Origin of the sequence: Geobacillus sp. TFV-3 (genome assembly GCF_009901865.1) — a bacterium.
Lineage (GTDB): Bacteria > Bacillota > Bacilli > Bacillales > Anoxybacillaceae > Geobacillus > Geobacillus thermoleovorans_A.
The window spans coordinates 1,806,046-1,828,876 of the sequence record NZ_MPSP01000001.1 but is presented as its reverse complement, the minus strand read 5'-3'; the positions used below and the strand labels follow the sequence as shown (position 1 = coordinate 1,828,876).

Below are 22,831 nucleotides of genomic sequence, written 5' to 3'. Positions count from 1 at the left end.
TGTCCAAGCTTATGCCGCCCAGGCGGTGTTAGTGTCGACATTGTTAAGTGCCATTACCGTGACCGGCGTTGTGTATGCGGCCCGGCTGTTATTCCCAGGCGGCTAAGAATAATAGGGGGTGAAACAACCCCATATGAAAAGCGCGGCGACATGGCAGCGCTTTTTAGTCAATGGATGGAATTGCCGGGCTGTCTCGAACAAGCGAATCGCTTGTTTGGCGATCCAGAACCGTTCCCCGCTGTAAACGGTCAGTCCTTCCAGTTCGTATGTTTGATTGTCGATATGCATGATGTTTTTGTTCACCGGAAGCTGTGCGGTTTTCTTTCCTTTTTTCACGACGAGAACAGGATTCGCGGCGTCCGTTCGGTCGATGGCAACGGTGGCGCCAATGGCTTCAAATTCTTTTTTGGCATCGACAAACAGCCGCTCGTTGAGCTTGCGCAAGTCAAAGCCCATCGCTTTGGCCATAATATGGGCCAAATCCGTGTTCTCAAACGTACCGACCGGGCGGTTCGGACCATAGGTGTACAGGAACACATCCTCTCCCGTATGCCCGCCGGTCGTGAAGCCGAGGTTTGCCCGTGCCGCTAAGAGTTCCGCCAATGTTTTGCGAAGGTCTGTCGATTCGCTTAATTTCTTTTTCTCTTCCGCTGTCAATGGGTCAAGGCCGTACAATCGAGCGACTTCTTCAAGGTTAGATTTGTCACGTTTTAACTGACTTAGCGCCCCGTCTAACGTCATTTTGGCTTTTTTCAGCGGCTCGATATAAGCGGAAACAGGGGTCTCAGGGTAAGTTTGGTCAGTGTTTCGGTTGCCGAGCGTGATGCCGCTGTTGCCATGGTCGCTGACGGCAATCACGAGCGTATCGTTGCGTTTTTTAGCAAAGGAGAGCGCCTCTTTAACCGCTTCGTCAAACGCCAGAACTTCGCTGATCATGCCGACCGGGTCGTTTGCATGGGCGGCCCAGTCGACTTGGCTGCCTTCGACAAACAAGAAGAACCCGTCTTGATCTTTGGACAATGTTTCGATCGCTTTTTTCGTCATTTCCGCCAATGTCGGTTCATTAGCTCTTGTATAAGAGCGGTTCATATCCTGCGCCATGGCGTCATTGGCGAAGATGCCCCAAATTTTATCGGATTTCGAACGAAGCAGTTCGTCCCTCGTTTCGACGATGTCATACCCTTTTTCTTTGATCACCTCAAGCAAATTTTCGTTGTCTTTCCGGTTGTTTTTCCCGCTCCCTGGTATAAGCGCTTCTTTCCCGCCGCCTAAAACGACTTCAATGTCCTGGTATACTTGTTGTTCAGCAATATCAGGAAACCAATTGCGATGTTCGACATGGGCGGAAAATCCGGCTGGTGTAGCGTGCTGGATGGCTGATGTGGCGATGATGCCGGTTGATTTTCCGTGCAGCTCGGCTCCTTCCAATACGTTGGCGACCGGTTTTTTCGCTTCTTCCTTTGGCACAGGAGCGACCCAGGGAGAGTTGACGATGCTCGGCAGGATGCCGATATACTTGTCATTGGACTTAAAGCCTGTCGCCATAGCGGTGGCGGCCGGAGCGGAGTCGGTAATCGCCGATTCGGCAGAGTACGTCCGGACAGCGCCGCTTGCCATTTCGTCCAAGGCAAGTGGTGCTCCTTTGTACCATCTGGCTAATGTGGTGGCTCCGCCGCTTGTCCCGTCTATCACCATCATGATGACGTTTTTTACCTGCTCTTTCTTGTCTTCCTTTTTCTCTTTCCCGCGCGCCGCGAACGCGAACGAACCAGCCGTCAACGATCCGATGAGCGCCAAACTAGCAATTTTTTGATGGATCGGTTTTAATGTCCCTTCCTCCTTTAGCAGCGTTTACTATGATTATAGAAAATGTTTATGGATCGGTTTTGTAGATTCAGTTAATAATGTGTAAAGAATTTGTTATAGAGGAATAAAAAGGATTGTTTAGTGCAAAATAAAAATACAGAGTTCTGCAACGAAACGTGCAGAGCCTAAGGCAAAGAAAAAAGGCTTGCCAGCCCCTAACATTTCCTCTACTGTGGAAGTTGTGAACACATAAACCAAACAGTGGAGGAGCGAAAGGATGCTGGCAATGCCCGAAATGAATCGTATCAGAAAACTGCGTGAAAAGAAAGGGTTATCGATTGCGGAAATTTCCCGCGAAACGGGATATAACTGGAGAACGGTCAAGAAATACGCGGATGGCGGCATTTCTGTCCAACCAACCATCAAACGCAAAAAGGGGATGATGGAGGAAGAAGGATACGGGCAAATCATTGATGACTGGTTGGAGGAGGATGCCAAGCTGCCGAGAAAACAACGGCGAACGAACAAGACGATGTTTGAAGCGCTTTGTCGTGACCATGGATTTCAAGGCTCGTATCGCACCGTTTGCGCGTACGTGCAAAAACGAAGACCGCAGCTCAAACTCGAGAAAGAACAGCGCTATGAACGACTTGAGCACCCGCCAGGCGAGGCGCAGGTGGATTTCGGGAAGATGACGGTGGTGACGAAGGAGGGGAAGGAAGAAGAACGATCGGTTTTGATCGTAAGCTTCCCGTATAGCAACGCTGCGTTTGCTTATCCGCTGCCGGCGGAAAACAGTGAATGCTTCCTCCATGGGTTGACGCAGCTGTTTCGTCAGGCTGGGGGAGTGCCAAAGGCATTGCGCATTGACAATTTGTCCGCGGCCATCGTGTCGATTCGAAAAGGGGGAGAACGCCAATTCACCGAGGCTTTTGAGAAATTTCAACTCTACTATCGGTTTGATGTACAAGTGTGCAATCCATACAGCGGACATGAGAAAGGAAATGCGGAGCGAAAAGTCTATTACACTCGCAACCTTTGTTTCGTCCCGGCTCCGTTGATCGAGTCGGATCCGGAGCTGGTGGAGTGGCTGCATCGCAAGATGGTCGAGGACCGAAACCGCCCTCATTATGAAAAGGGGCGGTTGATAGAGGAGCTATGGCAGGAAGAGCGGCCGGAGCTGTTGGCGTTGCCGGAACAAGATCTTCCGATCTTCTCCCTCGATCACGCTTACGTGAATAAGTACGGAGAAGTGATGGTGGATGGGAAGGCGTTCGTCGTCCATGGCCTGTCCGTCCCCAACCGGGTATTGGTGAAAAAAGAGTGGGATCGTTTCTTTGTGCTCTCTCCTGACGGAGGCATACATCTTGAGATGCCAAGGCCGTATACGAACGTGAAACGCGAGATCCCTTGGAAAGAGATTTTCGCTGAGTGGGAGACCAACCCCCGGGTTGTCGGGCATTCCCGATACCGGGCGTACTTGCCGGAAGCGATCCGAACGTATCTGGCTGGCACCCCGCCCCAGGTGGCGGCCCGTTTGAAAGGGCTGCGAGCGCTGTTGGATCGTTGCACGCTTTATGAAATCGCCCAGTGGCTCGAGGAGAGTCAGCGATGGGACTTGGCTCCTCATGAAATCGGGGTGTTGATGGAAGCCGAGCAATCCCATTACCCGGCCAAGTGGGAAGAATCGTACACCCCTTCCGTCCTGATCGACTATGAAACGGATTTAACGGTGTATGATCAACGTCTTCACCCCGTTCGGGAAGGGGGTGTCCAGGGATGAGAGCAGAGGTGAAAGAGATTTGTAAAGCGCTGCATTTGGCCTATATCGCGGATCGATTGGAGGAGGTGATGTTCGAAACGAAAGAGCAGTTTTTGCGGGATGTATTGGCGCTGGAGCTGTCGTGCCGCCAGCAGGCGAAACAGGCCCGGCTGATCAAGAAAGCCAAGTTTCGGGAGTTGAAATGGCTGAAGGATTACGAATGGTCGGATCACATCCACTGGCCGACCACGACATCGAAGAAGGAATTGTGTGACCTTCGCTTTTTGGAGCGAAAGCAAAACGTTCTGCTTTTAGGCTCGCCCGGGACAGGAAAAACCCATCTCGCCACAGCGCTCGGCATCCAGGCGTGCCAACAAGGCCATGAGGTTCGGTTTTTCCGCGTCGCGGATCTCGTCGCCCAGCTGGAAGAGGCATTGAAAAATGGCACGCTCGGGCGGCTGAAACGAAGCATCGATGCGTGCGAACTGTTGATATTGGATGAACTCGGCTATGTGCCGTTTCAAAAGCAAGGATCGGAGCTGTTGTTTCATATTATCGCCGACTGTTATGAGCGAAAAAGCGTCATCGTGACGTCGAATCTGGAATTTGGACAGTGGAATCGGGTGTTTGGGGACAACCGCTTGACAGCTGCGCTGGTGGATCGCTTGGTTCACCATGCCCACATCCTGGCCTTTACGGGAGAGAGCTATCGACTGCGGAACGCTCTCTCCGCGATCCAGCCGTCCTCTTCCCCCGGTCTGGAACCTTAAGTCTTGAGCTGGCAAGCCTATGTATTTTTTCTTGCACTTCTCTGCATTTTTTGCTTGCAAAAAACAAAGGATCAAGAAAAGGCAGGATGCGAGCAAGCAAAAAAAGTGTTGTAAATCGCTTTCAAATTGTTTATAATGAAGCTAAACCGGTTTATGAAAACGCTTTTGAACTAAATCGATTTAGTGCGAGAGAGGGATCCCTTTTGAAAAAAGTGACGATGGCCGATGTCGCGAAATTGGCCAACGTTTCGAAAAGTACCGTGTCGCAATACTTAAATAAGCGCTATGAGTATATGAGCGAGGAAACAAGAAAGCGCATCGCCGAGGCGATTGAAGAGCTCGGCTATCAGCCGAACATCATCGCCCGCAGTTTGAAGCAAAAGACGACGGCGACCATTGGCGTGATTGTCTTTAATATGCTTCATATGTTGACAACGCAAGTGCTGCACGCCATTGAAGAAGAGTGCCAAAAGCGTGGGTTTCAAGTCATCGTCTGCAACTCCGGCGATGATCCGGAAAAAGAGAAAACATATGTTGATACGCTGCTGGCGAAACAAGTGGACGGGCTGATCGTGTTTCCGACCGGGAAAAACGACGACGTCTATCACCGTCTTGTTGCCGAACAGTTTCCGCTTGTGTTTGTCGACCGGATGGTGCCGGGAGTGGAGGCGGACAGCGTGCTTTTGGACAACCTCGGCGCTGCGGAGATGGCGGTCGATTATTTCGCTTCCTATGGCTATAACCGCATCGCCATTGTCACCCCGCCGCTTGTCCCATACAACGTGCCGCGGATGGAGCGGTTGGAAGGATTTCGGGCGGCTATGCGCAAAAGAGGGCTGGACGTTGAAGATCGGAACATCATCGCCGCTGATCCGGATGCGTTGCCGGAAGTGTTGAAACAACGATTTGCCGAACCGAAGCGGCCCAATGCCTTGTTTGCGATCAACGACTTGACGTTGATGGGAGTTTTGCGGTTTGTGAAAGACGCAGGGGTTCGTGTGCCGGACGAGGTGGCGATCATCAACATCGACGATGTGCCGTTTGCTGATATTTACACGCCGGCGCTGACCACAATCGCCCAGCCGACGTTTGCGATGGGGAAAAAAGCGGCAGAGCGCGTGTTCGAGCAAATGGATCGGAAGCGGGTGGACCAACCGAAAGTGTTTCGTTTCTCCCCGACATTGATGGAACGGACATCGATCAGACGGGAGAAGAAATGAGGAAGGGAGGAGAAACGATGACCATTCATGAGGACGTCGTCATTGGCATTGATATCGGAACGACGAGTACGAAAGCGGTCGTGTTCGGCGGGCGGGGGCAAGTGCTTGCTTCTCATGCGGTCGATTATTCAATCATTCAGCCGCATCCTGGGTTTGCGGAACAAGACCCCGAGGAGCTGTTCGCGGCGGTCGTTCAAGCGGTCGGGGCGGTGACAATCCGTCATGGCATCCGCCCAGAGCAGGTGAAAGCGATCGGTTTGAGCGCCGCGATGCACTCGATTATGGCGCTTGACGAGTCGGGGCGGCCGCTGACTCGGCTCATCATCTGGGCCGACAACCGAAGCGTCGCCCAAGCGGAGCGGCTATTAAAAGAGCAGAACGGGCTTGCCATTTATCGACGGACGGGAACGCCGATTCATCCGATGTCGCCGCTAGCGAAACTGCTTTGGCTGAAAGAGGAGCAACCGGACATATTTCGGCAAGCGCGCCGGTTTGTGTCGGTGAAAGACTACGTGCTGCATCGCCTGTACGGCGATTATGTCGCTGACCATTCGCTGGCATCGGCGACGGGGTTGTTCCGCCTCGATACGCTCGATTGGGACGAGGAGGGGCTCGCCCTTGTCGGCATTCGCCGCGACCAGCTGCCACGGCTCGTTCCGGCCACACATATCATGACCGGAATGAAAAAAGAATGGGCGGAAAAAATGGGAGTCGCTCCGGACGTGCCGTTGGTCATTGGGGCAAGCGACGGCGTGCTCGCCAATGTCGGCGTCGGGGCGGTGTTGCCGGGAGAAGCGGCCATTACGATCGGGACGAGCGGCGCAGTGCGAACGATTGCCGCAAAACCGACAACGGATGAAAAAGGGCGGACGTTTTGTTACGCGTTGACGCCCGGCTATTGGGTCGTTGGCGGACCGACGAACAACGGCGGCATTTTGCTTCGGTGGCTGCGCGATGAGTTCGGCGCTCAGGAACGGGAAGTGGCGAAAAAGCTTGGAATGGATCCGTATGACTTGTTGACGAAATATGCCGAACGCGTTCCACCGGGGGCGGAAGGGCTTGTGTTTTTGCCGTTTTTATCGGGCGAGCGAGCGCCGTATTGGAATGCGAATGCGCGTGGGACGTTTTTCGGCCTTGGCCTTCATCATAAGCGCGAGCATTTCATCCGCGCCGTCATGGAAGGCGTCTGCTTCAGCATTCTATCCGTCGCCTTGGCCATTCGCGATGTCACTGGACCGATGTCGGAAATCCGCGTCTCAGGCGGGTTCGCCAAATCGCCGTTTTGGCGGCAAATGCTTTCTGATATGCTCGGCAAACCGCTCATCGTGCCGCAGACGCATGAAGCCTCGGCGTTAGGAGCGGCCGCGGTGGCGCTTCACGCTTTAGGCGAACTGCCGTCCTTAGAAATGGTGAAACCGTGGATCCATACAACGGCCCGCCATGAACCGAACCAAGATCATACACTGATTTATGCTGAGCTATTTGATTTGTATGCCCGCTTGTATGAGCGATTGAAAGATGAATTTGATGCGATTGCTGCGTTCCAGCGGCGGAGTGGATAAGAGAGAAGAAGGACTAAATCGGTTTAGTACTATCCTCAACAGTCGCTAAATCGGTTTATCTCTCCTTCTCTTAAAGAAAGTTGAAAGCGTTTGCTTTAACCATTACTAAATCGATTTATTTCAACATAAGGAGGAACAGTCGATGGGAATTGCCATTGTCATTGCTGCCATTATCGTCTTGTTATTGCTCATTACCTTAGCAAAAATGCATCCGTTTGTCGCACTCATTTCAGTTTCCGTCGGCGTTGGCTTGATGATGGGGATGCCGCTTGTCGCTCCTTCGCCAGAAACGCCGGGCATCATTGATTCGATTAAAGCGGGGCTTGGCAATACACTTGGCTTTTTAGCGATCGTCTTGGCGCTTGGGACGATGCTTGGCAAAATGATGGCTGAATCGGGCGGCGCTGAGCGCATTGCGAAAACGTTAATTGACCGCTTTGGGCAAAAGCGCGTCCATTGGGCCATGATGGTCGTCGCCTTCTTAGTTGGGATTCCAGTATTTTTCCAAGTTGGATTTGTGCTGCTCATTCCGCTCGTCTTTACGATCGCCATGGAAACAGGCATTTCGCTTGTGACGATCGGCATTCCGCTTGTCGCTGGTTTGTCTGTCGTCCACGGTCTCGTTCCGCCCCATCCAGCTGCGATGGCGGCAGTCGGCATCTTTAAGGCGGATGTCGGAAAAACGATTCTGTATTCGATTATCGTCGGTCTGCCGACCGCGATGATTGCCGGGCCGCTCTATGGCAAATGGATCGGCTCGCGCATGTACAAAAAAGTGCCGTCGGAAATCGCCGAACAGCTTGTGCAGCATAAAGAAGCGCGGGAGCTTCCGAGCTTCGGAAATACGCTGTTTACGGTTTTGCTTCCGGTCATTTTGATGTTGATTGCGTCTGTCGCCAACGTGACGCTTGATCAAAAGTCGGAAGCGGCGAAAGTGCTGCGTTTTATCGGCGATCCGATCGTCGCATTGCTCATCGCTACGGTTTATTCGTTCTTTAGCCTCGGTTATGCGCGCGGCTTCAACCGCGACAACGTGCTCAAATTCGCCAATGACTGCCTTGGCCCGGTCGCGAACATCCTGCTTGTCATCGGGGCGGGCGGCGCGTTCAACAAAGTGCTGCTTGATTCCGGCATCGGCGAGCAAATCGCGGAAGCAGCGAAACACTCGCACCTGTCGCCGCTCTTATTAGGCTGGGGCATCGCCGCTCTCATCCGTGTAGCGACCGGTTCGGCGACCGTCTCGATGATGACCGCAGCCGGCATCGTCGCGCCGATCGCCGCCACGATGCCAGGAACGAACGTGGAACTGCTCGTCTTGGCGACCGGCGCCGGTTCGTTGATCTTGTCACACGTCAACGACTCCGGCTTCTGGATGATTAAAGAGTACTTCGGCATGACGGTGAAAGAAACGCTCATGACGTGGACGGTGATGGAGACGATTATTTCGGTGGTGGCGTTTATTTTCGTCTTGTTGTTGAACGTGGTTCTCTAATATCAGAATGGAAGGTGTCCCAAACACAGACGGGACACCTTTTTGATGGAAAACGAGATGCGGCGCGGTAGAGAAAAACAACCTCTCAACATTTCCACTATCTTTATTATTATGTTATAATCATGTGACGAAATATTACATAAGGAGTGAATTTCAATGATTTTTGCGAGACGTGCAGAGCGAAAAACAAAGCATGAAGCTGATAGAAACGAAGGGCATGCAAGTTGTCGTTCGTTTTGACACTCCACACGCCTAAAGGGCGTGGGATTCTTGGGTCGTTCGCGTCCTCATCCATTTCTGGTTCAGACAACGCCCAAGTTTAGGGGTGTGTCATCACCCCGTCCCATCGGGTTAAGATGTACCCCAATGGGCGGCGCACCTGTGACCAGTGCGCGAGGTTAGGCGGCGAAGCCCGAAATCGCTTTGGCGATGTTGATCGCGCCATTCAAGTCGGCGTGGATGGTGTATCCGCACTTTTGGCATCGGAAGTGGATGCCGTTTCGGTTCGCTTTCTCCCGATGCCCGCATCGGCATGTTTGGCTGGTGTAGGTCGGATTCACCCACTCCACCCGAATGCCCGCCATTTCCGCCTTATAGGCAATCATCGTTTGCGGTTGATGAAACGCCCATGAATGAAGATTTCGTCCTGCTTCTTTGGCCGAAGCGGCTCGTTTCCGAATCCCCGCCAAATCTTCCATCCGAATCACGCCAACACCGTTGGCGAGCGCAAAACGGACGATTTGACGGCTGATTTTGTGGTTCATATCCTTCATCCAGCGGGACTCTTTATCGCCGATTTTGCGAATCATATGGAGCTTCTTCGCTTGGCCCAACGTTCGCCGCAAAGCCGCATATCGTCGGCGTATGAAGGCGCATTGATTCCCTTTAAAGAACAACGATTTCGTTCCAACGCTGGCAACGGCGATATAGCGAAGCCCAACGTCAACCCCCATCACCTTTGTTTTGTGCCGCGGCTTGACTTCAAATGTGATCGCGATCGCCAAGCACCATTTCTTTCGCTTTTTGTAGAGCTTGGCCGCCCCTTGTTTGGCAGTTCCATGGATCAGCCGATCCAGCCATGCTTCTTGATAGGGGCGCGTGACGACAGGCACGCCAATTCGCTTCTCCAGTGTGGGGAAGGAAACCGTGTAGAACGCTCCTTTCTTTTCCACCTTTATATTTTGATTGTTAAAGCAACACCAACATGTTCGGAACTTCTTTGCCTTTTGTTTTTTCTTTTGGGACTTCACTTCTCGAATCGTCTGATTCACGATGGCGGAAGGAAATCGTTGTGACGAAAACTCTTTAAACAGTTTGCTCGTCGCTTGATTCAGCTTGGGATGATTCAACAGCCAATTCGCAAAGGCGGTATTCACTTTTGTCATCCGTTCATACATGTCTTGTTTGACTTTCGTTGGGTTGTGCAGTTCCAGCCTTAGTGTGATCGTCGGCATGGATTCACCCCCTTTTCTTTTGCGATTCCACATCGCGTTCAGTTGTTTTCGTTCTTCGATATTGTTGTTCCATATTATGGATTGTATCCGTTTAATGGTTATACCGCAACATCCAAATGGTTGCTCTAAGCAATCCCATTAAGGGATTGCCGAGCAACGCCGTCTTTCATCCCACGATTGAAAACGTGGGATGAAAGACGGCTTTTTCTGTAATGAGCTGAACAGTGGTGCACCCTTGTTGTCTCGCCCATGTCTCCGCCTCATGCAAAAGGGCGCTGCCGACGCCGCGGTTTTCCATTATGCTGTCTAGCGAGATGATTTCGCATTCGTGTCCGCGAATCACAAACGTAATGAGCCCGATGATCCGCTGTCCATTCTCGACAGCCGCAAATCCATCCAGTTCGCTGCAGGTATAGATGCCGGTCGAGACAACCATTTGCGGACTTCCCCAATGGTCGTTGAAAAATTGGTTCACGATGGCGCGGTCCAACTGTTTGGTTGGAACGATGTTCAAGGCGATCCTCCTCCTTTGTACAGATGATGATTTTTGATCACCCCAAATGAATAAGACTTTCACTTCCGTGCGCGAGTGTAACCGGAGATGTCCACATCCGTCCTCCTCTTGTGTCAAAGGGCGGAGTCTTTTTGCATCATGGCTCGTTGAAACGATTGAAAAACAGCGAAGGAAATGAATGTTAGCACGATCCCTGTCGTATACGGTAAACTGGACTTTAATGTAAACAACCAGCCGGCCATCGCCGGACCGCCAATGCGGCCGAGCGAATCGAACGATGATAAGACGCCTGTTGCGCTTCCTTGTCCATCGGTCGTATATTTTGTTAACAAGGCGGATACGCACGGGCGAATGACGCCGTTGCCGATGCCGAAAATTGTTAAATAGAGCGCGGCTGTCCAAAAGTTATAGATGAATAAAATAAGTGCAAAGCCGAGCGCTGACAGAAGTAGTCCAACACGAATAATTGCTCCTTCACCAAACGATTGAATCAGTTTTCCAAGCATTCCTCCTTGGACGATGGCTCCTGCAAGCCCCATCATCATAAAAATGTAGCCAAGTTTCGTCGATGAAAGCCCTGCCCGTTCAGCGGCAAAATAAGCAAACGTCGCTTCAAGTCCGGTAAGGGAAAACGTCACCATGAACTGCAACACGTATAGACGGGCCAGAGGACTTTGGAGGGCGGTCGTGAGCGATGGTCGTTTCGTTTGTGTGTTCGATCGTTTTTCTTTTGGAAGCGATTCATGCAAGAAACAGAAGACGAATATAGCAGTCAGGAGCGCTAAACTGCCCGCGATCCAAAACGGAGCGGTTAAGCTCGTTTTCGAGAACACGCCGCCGATCCCCGGTCCGAAAATAAATCCAAGCCCAACGGCCGCCCCAATGATGCCCATCCCCTTGCCGCGGTTTTCTTCGGTCGTCACATCTGCGACGTATGCCATGGCGGTCTCGGCATCGTGGCGGCAGATAAAAACCCCCCGATGATTCGAGCGGCAAACAACATCCAAAGTTTTGTTGCGACGGCGAGTAAGAAAAACGAAAGTGCTAAGCCAGAAATGCCGATGAGCAACATCGGCTTTCGTCCATATTGGTCCGATAGTTTCCCCCACATTGGCGCAAATAAAAATTGCATGAAAGAATATACGGCCATCAACCAGCCGAGCTGTGTTGGGGTAGCGCCGATTTTTTCTGCGTAAAACGGAAGGACGGGGATAATAATGCCGAACCCAACCATGACGAAAAACATCACAAGAAATAAAAGCGGCAAATAACGCCGATCGCTCATGATCACCATCTCCGCGCTATGTAGTTTGCATCTTTATCATAAAGGAAATAAGGTTATTTTTCAAAGATGACAAACGCATTGACAATAGAAACGGTTTTCGCCAGACTGAAAATAGATGAAAAAGGTTTGATTAAACGCCAAAGGGACATTCGTGGACTATTCACACGGTCCGATCTTTGATCAACATCCGCAAAGGGTGCGCAAAAGTCACTGAGGACAAAAACGAACGGGGAGAGGGTCTACATCATGACAGAAAAAGCGATCCAAAAGTGGGGAAAGGAATTCCCGTTGCTTGAAATGATCATGGCGGCCGAAGAGGTGTTTTGGCGAAACCCGAACTATCACTCATTTGTACAAGCCATTCGAACGATTCCTTTAAGCGAACGCGATGTCAAGGAGGCGGAAGAGCGATTGCGCCGCTTTGCTCCTTATATCGCAAACGTGTTTCCAGAGACGCGAAACACAAATGGAATCATTGAATCTCCTTTGGTGCGGATTCCGAACATGCAACGGCGTTTGGAAAAGATGTTTCAGACAAACATCGAGGGGGAGCTGCTGCTAAAATGCGACAGCCATCTTCCCATCTCCGGGTCGATCAAAGCGAGAGGGGGCATTTACGAAGTCTTGAAACACGCGGAAGATCTTGCGCTCGCAAACGGTATGATCGCCATAGGAGACGACTATGCGGTCATGGCCAGCGAAGAATTCCGGCAGTTCTTTTCCCGCTATTCGCTTGTCGTCGGTTCGACAGGAAATTTAGGCTTGAGCATCGGCATCATCGGGGCGCAGCTTGGGTTCAACGTCACCGTTCATATGTCAGTCGATGCCAAACAATGGAAAAAAGACCTGTTGCGAAGCAAAGGGGTCACCGTCATCGAACATCTCACTGATTACAACAAAGTGGTGGAAGAGGCGCGAAGACAGTCGGCACAGGATCCGACCTCGTATTTTATTGATGACGAAAATTCGATCCATCTGTTTTTAGGCTATGCGGTGGCGGCGTCGAGGCTGAAACAGCAATTAGAGGATATGAACATCGTCGTCGATGAGGACCATCCACTGTTTGTGTATCTTCCTTGCGGCGTTGGCGGCGGTCCGGGCGGAGTAACCTTTGGCCTGAAACTCGTGTATGGGGATCATGTGCATTGCTTTTTCGCTGAACCGACGCATTCGCCTTGCATGCTGCTTGGGTTGATGACAGGACAGCACGACCGCGTGTCGGTGCAAGAGTTTGGCCTCGACAACAAGACCGAAGCGGACGGATTGGCAGTGGGACGGCCTTCGGGATTTGTCGGGAAAATGTTAGAACACGTCATCAGCGGCGTATACACGGTGGATGATCAAACGCTTTACCGCTTGCTCGCGGCCATGGTCGATACAGAGAATATCCGTTTAGAGCCATCCGCATTGGCAGGGGTGGCGGGGCCTGTTTGGCTGTTTCGTGATTTGGCGGGACAAACGTATTTAGAGGAAAACGATTTGAAAGAAAAAATGAAAAACGCCACCCATATTGGCTGGGCGACGGGCGGAAGCATGGTGCCAAAGGATGTGATGGACGGTTATTATAGGGAAGGGGAACGGATTGAAAAAGAGTTGGGAGACTGTTTTCCTCAAGGATGATGAGCAGGCGGCAGAGGAAATGAGGAACTCGCCAGAACGTCTTGATGGCGGGACCGTCATTGCAATCGGCGACAATGGGGTCATCGCCTCAGGCACGGTTGTGATGAAAGATGTTCCGGCCAATGCGGTAGTTAGCGGAAGCCCGGCGAAAATCATCAAATGAACCGGGTGGTGAAAACGCAGCTTGATCAGACCAAAAACGCCCCGCACCTAAAGAAAAGGACGGGGCGTTTGGTTGTTGCCGCTCTTCTTCATTCTCCCCATTGCACCGCCACCGCCCGAACGGGCGAGCCGTCGCCTCCGGGCAAGGAAAGCGGCAGGGCGATGATGTACGGGCCATCAAAATCGATTTGCTCGAAGTTCGCAAAATTTTCCCCGATCACCCCGTTGGCGCCAAGAATGAGTTCATGGGCGCGGAACGAAGAGCCGTCGGGCGGATCGATGTTGAGCGCGTCGATGAAAAACGTGCGGACGCCGCGTTCAAGCATCGCTTCAATCACATCCGGCGCAACGTACGGATGGCGGAAATACCGCTCCGTTCCGGCATAGCGCGACCAACCGGTGTGAAAAAGAACGATCGTCCCTGGCGACAGCTGCGGGATATACGGGGCGGCATCGGCCATCGTCACCGCCTCGCCTTCCGCTTTTCCCGTTGCGTCGATCACGAGCCCGCGGCCGAGAAAATAGGCAAGCGGCACTTCATCCAACCGCCATCCGTGCTCGCAAAAATGGAACGGCGCATCGACGTGGGTGCCGCTGTGCGAACCGAGCACCAAGCGGCTGACGTGATAGCCGTCCCGAGCGAACGTCGCCGCCGGTTCGATCTCGGGCTTCGGATCCCCCGGGTAAACAGGAGTTTGGGCCGTGATCGGCATGGAGAGGTCGATGATTTTTTTGATGATCATTTTCTCGTCATTCCCTCCAAATCCATTGTCGGTAAAGGTCGATTCGTCGTTCGTTCATCATTGTATAAAAGTTTTTCTTTAACTCTTGGCGTTGGTTTTGATCGATCATTGCGTGTACGAGCTCTTCCCGTCCGTTCATGTTGGCTGCGGCTATTTTCCTTCCATCCGGCCCATAAATAGAGGATAAACCAAAGAAATGGAAAGAAGAAGACCACCCAATTTGATTGCATGCAGCCACATAAACCGTATTATCGATCGCACGTGCCATGGCGAATTTTTGAAACGGTGCATGAAAGGGAGATTCCCAAGCGCATGGAACGAGAAGAAGCTCGGCTCCATGGACGGCTAGGTATCTTGCTAATTCTGGAAAAGCTAAGTCCCAACAAATCATTAGACCAATGCGGCCAAGTTCTGTATCCACCAGCACCGGCTCGGCTCCCGAAGAAAACCAGTTTTTTTCGAAAGGAGTCAAGTGGATTTTTCGATAATTGCCTATACATTGTCCACTGGGATGAATCAACATAAGAGAGTTGTATATATGTTCTGCACGATCTTTTTCAGCGTATCCGTAGGCAATATACAATTGAAATGTTTGAGCAAGCTGGCTCATGTGCTGAAACGTAGGGCCGTCCCATGTTTGGGCCGCCTCTTTCAGCGTTTCCGATAATACGTAGCCAGTGGTGCAAAGTTCCGGGAACAGAAGAAGATGGACATTAGGGAACTTTCGCTTGCACTCATTGATGATAGCCTCCATTTTGGCCAAGTTGGCGCCAATGTCGCCGTTCGCCGGCGCCATCTGCGCCAACGCGATGTCAAACGATCGATTCATATCATCCCTCCAAGTTAGTGGGAGATTCAAGCTCCATCGTATTCGTGCTTGCCAATATTTGTTTTGTCCATTTCATCAACCCAAAATAAACAGCTCCCGATAAAAGAAACGTCAGCATAGTGGAGCCAACGGCAAGTGGATGAATGTACGTAAAATAATAGGCGAAGACAGCTCCAACGATATAGGTGATGTAGGCGGCGATGTTGACTCCTTTTTGATAACGATATTGACCTTTTGTATCGTACAAAATATCTTCCGCGTCGTATACCCCTTTTTTGATAAAAAAGTAATCAACGAGCACAATCGCAAACACAGGAATGAACAACGTGGCAATCAGCATAATGAAGTTAAAGAAATGGGACATCAGCACTTCTTTCAGCAAGGCGCCAAGCGTGCAAATCACTCCCATGATTAACGTCGGTTTCCAAAAGCCCGTGCGCGGGAAGACGTTCATAAACGACATTGTGGCGCTATATAATGCCATGACATTGGTCGAGAGTACAGAAAAGAAAACGACGATAGACGCGATCAATCCAAATCCGTAAGCCGCAAGGAGAATGGTGGGATCATAAGTCCGTTCCATGTTCGAGGCAATGCTGAAGCCGCTGACAACGGCCCCAAGTCCCATCGCGACAATGGACGCGACAAGATAACCAAAATACGTTCCCCAAAACCCGCTTGTTTCGGAGCGGCAGTTGCGATTGAAATCGCAAACTGTCGACATCCAAGAAAAAGCGGTGGCGACGACGATATCAAAGGCAAGGATCGTACTGATGGATGGATGCTCGCTCAATTTCATTTCTACTAGTGTAGAAATGTCGTAAGTCGTAAAAATTTTGTAAAAAACAAGGAAAGATAAAATCAACATGGCAATCGATATATATTTTTCAATTCGTTCCACCCCTCGGTGGCCAAAAATCGTAATGATCACAACAAGAAGCTCCGTCAAGATCACAAATAGGTTGATATTGCTGTATCCAGTGGTGTAATGGACGGCATAATTCAGACTAAGGCCAGCCATATAGGCCTGAATCCAGCTCCAGCCGATTAAAATGATCGTGTTGACAAGGGCGGGAAGGATGGCTCCTTTTTGTCCAAAAGCTGCTCTTGTCATCACCATTGTAGGGAGCCCGGTGCGGATGCCGATGTTTCCAGTAAGGGCGAGCGGAATGGCGCCGATCGCTGAACCGACAATAATCGCCAGCATGGCGTTGAAGAAGGAAATGTCAGGAACAAACATCATTCCCGTCATGACAGTGGTAATCACCACATTCGCCGCAATCCAAAGAGTAAACGTGCTAAAAAAGTTCATGCTCCGTTCGTTCATCGGGGTCGGCCGAATATCATCATGACCCAACCGTTCTGTCCATTTCATGAGGATCATTCCTCCTTGTTTTTTTATTTTAAATATTCAGAATAATAAACTTGTACTGATTTCGTCCTAAGGACGAAATCAGGAGTGCGATGGGTACCATCCGAGTGGTTGGCCATGTTGGCTGATGTTCACATGCTTTGTTTCCGTAAAAGCGGCAAATCCTTGCGGCCCAAGCTCCCGGCCGATTCCGCTTTGCTTCATGCCGCCCCAAGGGGCATCGACATAAGGAGTGTGATAGCTGTTAATCCAAATCGTGCCTGCTCTCAATTTTCCGGCGATTTGTTCCGCCCGTTCGAGATCTCGGCTGAATATGCCAGTTGCTAGTCCGTATATGGTATCGTTCGCCAGGCCGATGGCTTCTTCGTCATGTTCAAACGGTTGTACGGTAATAACAGGACCAAAAATTTCTTCTTGGACGATGCGCATGTCTTGACGGACGTGGGTGAAAACGGCAGGGGTGAGATAATATCCCCGTTCTTTGATTCGTTCCCCTCCCTGCAGCAGCACTGCCCCCTCCTGCAAGCCGATCTGGATATATGTTTCCATTTTTTCTAAATGTGAGGAGCTGATTAACGGCCCCATCTCTGTGTTTTCCGCGAAAGGATCTCCGATGCGGAGGGACGTCAGTCTTTTGACCAACTGATCGATAAACGAATCATAAACGTGTCGATGAACGAGAATGCGCGAAGCAGCCACACACACTTCCCCTTGATTGAAGAAGGAAGCAAACAGCGCCCACTCGACAGTGCTCATAAGATCCGCATCGTCAAAAATGATCAGCGGGGATTTTCCGCCGAGTTCCAAAGACACTCGCTTCAAACGACGAGCGCATTGTTCGTAAATCCATCGTCCGGTTTTCGTTCCGCCAGTAAACGATATTTTTTCCACATCAGGATGTGTCACCAATGTTTCTCCAACCGGCGAACCGCCGCCAAGCACGAGATTAAACACGCCGGGCGGGAGGCCGATGGAATCGATCAGCTTCGTCAGTTCCATGAACGATAGCGGAGTCAGTTCTGATGGCTTAAACACCACTGTATTTCCCGCCGCAAGCGCCGGAGCCAATTTCCATATCCCCAATAAGAGCGGGAAATTCCAAGGAACGATGAGGGCGCATACCCCGATCGGTTCCTCAATGATTTTGCTTGTCGTGCCATCGGTTCTTTTCTTTTCCTCGATGGTCCGTTGCTCAACAAAATCGGCGTAGTAACGGAGGCATTGGATCGAATCACTGACATCGAGGCGCGACTCGCGAATCGGTTTTCCTGTATTCAACGTCTCGATCGAAGCGAATGTTTCGGCGTTTTTTTCCAACAGATCCGCCAATTGGCGAAGCGCAGCAATCCGCATGATCGGATTGGATGGCCAATCGGTGTATTGAAAGGCGTGATGGGCCGCTTGGATCGCCTCTACGGTTTGTGACTGGGATGCTTCATTGATTTCTATCATGATTTCCTCATTCGCGGGATTGATGATGGCTCTTGTTTTCCCTTGTCCTTTGCTCCATTTTCCATTGATATACACCATGGAAGGCTGCCCCTTTTCGTTAAAATGGTTTTATGTCATTTTCGCTGCCGACAGGGTGTTTGACTGCGCCCGCTTTTTCTTTAACGCCACAAGTGTAATCATCTCATACATAATGGCAGAAGCCAATACCGCTGTAATTTCTCCGCAGTCATAAGCAGGCAATACTTCGACGAGGTCAAATCCGACAATATTCAGCCCGTCAAGCCCCCTTACGTATTCGAGCGCCTCATAGCTGGTCGGCCCGCCCACTTCCGGTGTGCCAGTACCCGGGGCAAAAGCAGGATCGACAAAGTCTATATCGTAGGAAACGAAAACGGGTTTGTCCCCGACGCGTTGATGAACGCGGCGCATCACTTCGGAAAAGCCGATTTGCCGGACTTCTTTCATCGGAATGACTTCGAAGCCAAGCCGCTGGGCATCCTCGATATCATCAGCGCTGTAAAGCGGTCCGCGCATGCCGATTTGGATCGAATGGTCCACATCAAGCAACCCTTCTTCGACGGCGCGGCGGAACGGCGTGCCATGCATATATTTTTCTCCATAGTAATGGTCCCAAGTGTCACTGTGAGAATCAAAATGAACGAGTGCGATGGGGCCAAAGCGCTCATAAAAAGCTCGTAAATTCCCCAACGTAATGGAGTGATCGCCCCCCATGATAATGGGAACGACATCATTCTTCAACAACGGCCGCAGCTCTTCGACGATGCGATCATACGTGCGGAGCGCATTGCCGGGAATGACATCAATATCCCCGAAATCGACGCCGGAACAATAGGCAAAAATATCAATATCCATATCTGGATTGTAAGGGCGAAGCAAGACAGAAACACTGCGAATGTGCTGTGGGCCATATCGTTGTCCCGTTCGGTTCGATGCCGCGGTGTCAAAAGGAACGCCAACTATGACAAAATCGACATCGTCTGTTGTTTTGATTTGTTCCAACCGCATAAAGGTGCGAACTCCGCAAAAGCGGGGGGACAGGGAAGAATCTTTCGGTTTGTACATGTCAAGACCTCCTTGGGCATTCAAAATGCTCTTATAGTATTTAAAGCAAAAAATGTGCCAAGAATGCAGAAACAAAAAGGCCCGTAAGCGGGTTTGTTTTTCATATAAGTAGCGGCGCTTACGGGTCTTCTTTTTCTCATCGGATTGAACGCTCTCCCACCTACGCTTGCGCTTCGAGGTGGGAGATTCTTGGGAACCCTCGCCCTACGGCAGGCTGTTCGCCAAGCCATCCCCGTGCGTCCCACGGTTGGGCTGTCTTACGAAGACAGCAAACGAAGCCCTTCCTGCAAAATATTTCGGGCGGCGTTCTCGTCCCGATCATGTTCGGCTCCGCAGTTCGGGCACACCCACTCGCGGATGTCGAGCGATTTCACCTCAACATGCCGGCGCCCGCAGCACGAGCACCATGGGCTCGATGGAAACGTGCGGCCGACACGGACCACCGTCCGCCCGTACCATTTCGCTTTATACTCGAGCATCCGAAGCAAGCGCCCCCACCGGTTTGGAATGATAAAAAAGGATGGATGAAAACATGTCATGCAAAAATGTGAATTTTAATCCATTTTTGAATCAATACGGTACTTTTTTAACTTTCGTACGACCGTTGGCTGGCTGATGCCAAGATAATCAGCCATCTCATACGTTGTTTTGCATTGTTTGACGGCGCGCAGAAGCCATTGCCGTTCCACTTGTTCAATGGCTTCTTTTAATGTCGATGGTTCGCTCCCTTTTGCTAACGGCGGATGGGTTGCAATCGCCTCTGGATGTTGATGGATGAAAAAAGGGAGATATTCCGGATAAATGGCTCTCGTTTCAGAGGTAATGACCAATCGCTCGATCATATTTTCCAACTCTCGCACGTTGCCTGGCCAATTGTAGTGAATCAGGTGATCAACAATGGATGGATGGAAGTATTTATCCATATGGTATTTTTTATTAAACTTTTCCAAAAAGTATTGCGCTAACATGAAAATATCTTCTTTTCTCTCGCGCAAAGAAGGAACATAAATCGGGATCACATGTAAACGATAAAATAAGTCTTGGCGAAACTTCCCCTGCTTTACCATCTCCTCTAAGTCCCGATTGGTCGAGGCAATCAACCGAAAATCGACCGATCGTTCTTTCACCCCTCCAACGCGTATGACCTTTTTCTCCTGCAGCACTTTTAGCAGTTTCGCTTGCATCGAAAGTGGAAGTTCGCCAATTTCATCAAGGAAGAGAGTTCCTTTGTCGGCTAATTCGATCAGTCCCGGTTTTCCTGTTTTTTGCGCACCGGTAAAGGACCCTTTTTCATAGCCGAACATTTCCGATTCAAACAACGATTCAGGAATGGCGCTGCAATTGACCTCAATAAACGGTTCGTTTCGCCTTGGGCTATGGAGATGAAGGGAACGGGCGAATACATTTTTTCCGACTCCGGATTCGCCAAGGAAAAGGACAGTCGCATCTGACTGGGCAACGCGGTGTACGAGCTTCCAAACCCGTTCCATCGCCTTGCTTTGAATGACAATATTTTCTGGTTTCAATTCCCCTATTTCCATTTGATAATGTTCCATCTGTTTTCTTAGTTTTTCATAGTCTTCTTTCAAACGCTCCAACTCTGTTAAATCATGCGAAAAACTGATTACCCGAACAATGCGGTTTTGTTGATCAAATACCGGTACGCCTGTCGCCATGACAACCCGTCCGGTTGCGGTTTGCTGCATGAGTTGAACCTCTTTTTTCTCCCGTAATACTCTGGCTGTCACCGAAGGGCAAAAGATGTTTTCTTTTTCTAATTGATAGACAGACTTTCCGACTAAATAAGAAGCGTCCTTTCCGTAAATGGACAAGCAATTCGGGCTGGCGCGGAGAACGATTCCGTTTTCGTCTGTAATCACAATATTATCGTTGGATGATCTCAATATCGCATCCAATTCTAATTCTAAAATGTCGGCGATCCGTTGCATGGATGTTCCCTCCCGGTGATTTGTCTGCGATTCTATTTACTAACTTTATCTAAAGAAGCGAAAAAATCCTCTTTCCTTGTCATATGATTTGCCGCAAAGTTTTTGGCATGTTTTTTGCTTCTATAACAAGGTGAGTCAATAGGATGAGGATGGAGGGAAATAAAGGTGAAAGCAGAAACAAAAAAATGGATCCACGTTAAAACAGCGATCCCTGGTCCGAAAGCAACTGAACTTTTGCGGAGAAAAGAGGAGCACGTCCCGCGGGGGCCGTTTAACACCGTACCGACGTTTGCGGTAAAAGGGGAGGGAGCGCTCTTAACCGATGTGGATGGAAATACGTTTATTGACTTGGCCGGGGCGATCGGCAGCCTCAATGTCGGCCATTGCCCGCCGAAAGTGGTGCAAGCGATCCGAAAACAAGTGGAGCAGTACATTCATCCGTGTTTCCATGTCATGATGTATGAGCCATATATTGAGTTGGCCGAGACATTGAACTGCATCACACCAGGTAAACATCCAAAAAAGACCTTTTTCTTGAACAGCGGGGCAGAGGCCGTCGAAAATGCCGTCAAAATCGCTCGAAAGTATACTGGGAGAAGAGCCATTCTCTCTTTTGAAAGAGGGTTTCACGGGCGGACGTTGCTTGCGATGTCGCTGACGAGCAAAGTTAAACCGTATAAATTTGGATTCGGCCCCTTTGCGCCCGATACGTACAAACTGCCTTATCCGTATTATTACCGGAAGCCAGTGGGCATGACCAACGAGGAATTGGACGCCGAGCTTTTGCGGCGGCTTGAGAATTTTTTCCTCTCCGAAGTTCCGGCAGAAGAAGTAGCCGCGATTATGATGGAGCCTGTGCAAGGGGAGGGCGGGGTTATTGTTCCGTCAAAAACGTTTGTCCAAGGGGTCAAACACATTTGTGAAAAATACGGAATTTTGTTTATTGTTGATGAAATTCAGACCGGATTTGGACGAACGGGGAAGATGTTCGCCATTGAACATTTTGACGTTGTGCCCGATTTAATTACCATGTCGAAGTCCATCGGGGCAGGTGTGCCGATCAGTGCGGTGACGGGAAGAGCGGAAGTCATGGATGCACCCAACCCGGGAGAAATCGGCGGGACATACGGGGGCAGCCCGCTTGGCTGCGTGGCCGCTTTGGAAGTGATTCATATGCTGCAGCAGGAGCGGCTCATTGAGCGCGCCAATGCCATTGGGGAAACTGTCATTAAGCGGTTCAGACGGTTGCAGGAGAAATATGAGACGATTGGGGATGTACGGGGGCTTGGAGCCATGGTGGCCATTGAATTTGTCACCGATGCAAAGACGAAAACGCCGAATAAGGAGTTAACGGCCGCCATTTTGCGAGAATGCCATCAACGGGGCGTCATCGTCATGAGTGCGGGTCTATACAGCAATGTCATTCGCCTCTTAACGCCGCTTGTCATCACCGATGAACAGTTGGAGGAAGCATTGGATGTCATCGAAGAGGTCATTGCTGAATTGGCATGATGAGTTATTCCTCGTCAAACGACTGATGGAAACTTCGTGATGCGGTCGAAAAAAGGTGATGGTGACATCGTGTTTTTGGACCGTGCCACCTTTTCGTGGTGCGGTTTTTTAATTTGAAACTCATCTCTTCACTACGAGGAAATGTTTCCTGAAAGAAGAACAATCTGTGTTGATTCAAAAATGAATTTTTTGATTCAAAAATGAATGAGATCGGCTGCTGGATGGGAAGCAAAGCTATAAAACA

15 protein-coding genes and 4 pseudogenes are annotated in these 22,831 nt (G+C 50.5%); 8 read left to right on the top strand and 11 right to left on the bottom strand.

The features are described 5' to 3' along the window. Window positions 1-102: 102 nt before the first annotated feature. The gene (locus tag BJQ97_RS09315) at window positions 103-1,806 is read right to left on the bottom strand and encodes an alkaline phosphatase (protein ID WP_407066453.1); all 1,704 of its coding nucleotides are present in this window, start codon (window positions 1,804-1,806) and stop codon (window positions 103-105) included. Between the two features lie 277 nt (window positions 1,807-2,083). Here BJQ97_RS09315 and istA point away from each other — a divergent pair, with 277 nt between their 5' ends. The 5 genes from istA (at window position 2,084) to BJQ97_RS09290 (ending at window position 8,612) form a co-directional block, all read left to right on the top strand. Further along, window positions 2,084-3,589, top strand: a complete 1,506-nt coding sequence (gene istA / locus BJQ97_RS09310) for an IS21 family transposase (RefSeq protein WP_160156364.1) — start codon at window positions 2,084-2,086, stop codon at window positions 3,587-3,589. Next, the gene (istB, locus tag BJQ97_RS09305) at window positions 3,586-4,338 is read left to right on the top strand and encodes an IS21-like element helper ATPase IstB (protein ID WP_160156363.1); all 753 of its coding nucleotides are present in this window, start codon (window positions 3,586-3,588) and stop codon (window positions 4,336-4,338) included. The genes istA and istB overlap by 4 nt, the downstream gene beginning before the upstream one ends. Before the next feature lie 203 nt (window positions 4,339-4,541). Further along, window positions 4,542-5,558 (top strand): LacI family DNA-binding transcriptional regulator, encoded by a 1,017-nt coding sequence (locus BJQ97_RS09300; protein ID WP_160156362.1) that lies wholly within the window; start codon window positions 4,542-4,544, stop codon window positions 5,556-5,558. Window positions 5,559-5,575: 17 nt separating this feature from the next. Beyond that, window positions 5,576-7,120: a gluconokinase gene (gene gntK, locus BJQ97_RS09295; protein WP_160156361.1), complete on the top strand. Its 1,545-nt coding sequence runs from the start codon at window positions 5,576-5,578 to the stop codon at window positions 7,118-7,120. Between the two features lie 142 nt (window positions 7,121-7,262). Further along, a complete protein-coding gene (locus BJQ97_RS09290; protein WP_160156360.1) occupies window positions 7,263-8,612 on the top strand; it encodes a GntP family permease in 1,350 nt (449 codons plus the stop codon). A gap of 398 nt (window positions 8,613-9,010) precedes the next feature. Here BJQ97_RS09290 and BJQ97_RS09285 read toward each other — a convergent pair whose 3' ends face one another. The 3 genes and pseudogenes from BJQ97_RS09285 to BJQ97_RS09275 all read right to left on the bottom strand — a co-directional run bounded on the left by BJQ97_RS09285 (window position 9,011) and on the right by BJQ97_RS09275 (window position 11,865). After that, window positions 9,011-10,066, bottom strand: a complete 1,056-nt coding sequence (locus BJQ97_RS09285; RefSeq protein ID WP_160156359.1) for an RNA-guided endonuclease TnpB family protein — start codon at window positions 10,064-10,066, stop codon at window positions 9,011-9,013. A gap of 190 nt (window positions 10,067-10,256) precedes the next feature. Beyond that, window positions 10,257-10,580: pseudogene (locus tag BJQ97_RS09280) on the bottom strand (GNAT family N-acetyltransferase); the annotation flags it as partial. A gap of 113 nt (window positions 10,581-10,693) precedes the next feature. Beyond that, a pseudogene (locus BJQ97_RS09275) lies at window positions 10,694-11,865 on the bottom strand (MFS transporter). Between the two features lie 243 nt (window positions 11,866-12,108). Here BJQ97_RS09275 and BJQ97_RS09270 point away from each other — a divergent pair. Next, window positions 12,109-13,485, top strand: coding sequence for a D-serine ammonia-lyase (locus tag BJQ97_RS09270; protein WP_328719106.1), 1,377 nt, complete (start codon window positions 12,109-12,111; stop codon window positions 13,483-13,485). Window positions 13,486-13,543: 58 nt separating this feature from the next. Further along, window positions 13,544-13,648, top strand: a pseudogene (locus BJQ97_RS09265) (acetyltransferase); the annotation flags it as partial. Between the two features lie 88 nt (window positions 13,649-13,736). Here BJQ97_RS09265 and BJQ97_RS09260 read toward each other — a convergent pair. From BJQ97_RS09260 to BJQ97_RS09230, 7 genes and pseudogenes are all read right to left on the bottom strand, one after another. Further along, complete coding sequence (locus tag BJQ97_RS09260) at window positions 13,737-14,390, bottom strand: cyclase family protein (RefSeq protein WP_160156357.1); 654 nt, start codon at window positions 14,388-14,390, stop codon at window positions 13,737-13,739. A 7-nt stretch (window positions 14,391-14,397) separates the two neighbouring features. Continuing rightward, entirely contained in the window at window positions 14,398-15,219 is an 822-nt protein-coding gene (locus BJQ97_RS09255) for a carbon-nitrogen hydrolase family protein (protein WP_160156356.1), read from the bottom strand. A gap of 1 nt (window position 15,220) precedes the next feature. Continuing rightward, window positions 15,221-16,594 carry a purine-cytosine permease family protein gene (locus BJQ97_RS09250; protein ID WP_160156355.1) on the bottom strand — a complete coding sequence of 458 codons (1,374 nt, stop codon included), beginning with the start codon at window positions 16,592-16,594 and terminating at the stop codon, window positions 15,221-15,223. Window positions 16,595-16,672: 78 nt separating this feature from the next. After that, a complete protein-coding gene (locus tag BJQ97_RS09245) occupies window positions 16,673-18,121 on the bottom strand; it encodes an aldehyde dehydrogenase family protein (protein ID WP_160156354.1) in 1,449 nt (482 codons plus the stop codon). A 30-nt stretch (window positions 18,122-18,151) separates the two neighbouring features. After that, window positions 18,152-19,126 carry an agmatinase gene (gene speB, locus BJQ97_RS09240; RefSeq protein ID WP_160156353.1) on the bottom strand — a complete coding sequence of 325 codons (975 nt, stop codon included), beginning with the start codon at window positions 19,124-19,126 and terminating at the stop codon, window positions 18,152-18,154. A 257-nt stretch (window positions 19,127-19,383) separates the two neighbouring features. Next, a pseudogene (locus tag BJQ97_RS09235) lies at window positions 19,384-19,623 on the bottom strand (zinc ribbon domain-containing protein); the annotation flags it as partial. 57 nt (window positions 19,624-19,680) lie between these two features. Continuing rightward, window positions 19,681-21,075: a sigma-54 interaction domain-containing protein gene (locus BJQ97_RS09230; RefSeq protein WP_160156352.1), complete on the bottom strand. Its 1,395-nt coding sequence runs from the start codon at window positions 21,073-21,075 to the stop codon at window positions 19,681-19,683. A gap of 165 nt (window positions 21,076-21,240) precedes the next feature. On the opposite strand from BJQ97_RS09230, the gene gabT reads away from it, so the two are divergent. Further along, window positions 21,241-22,587, top strand: coding sequence for a 4-aminobutyrate--2-oxoglutarate transaminase (gene gabT, locus BJQ97_RS09225; RefSeq protein WP_160156351.1), 1,347 nt, complete (start codon window positions 21,241-21,243; stop codon window positions 22,585-22,587). Window positions 22,588-22,831 lie beyond the last annotated feature (244 nt).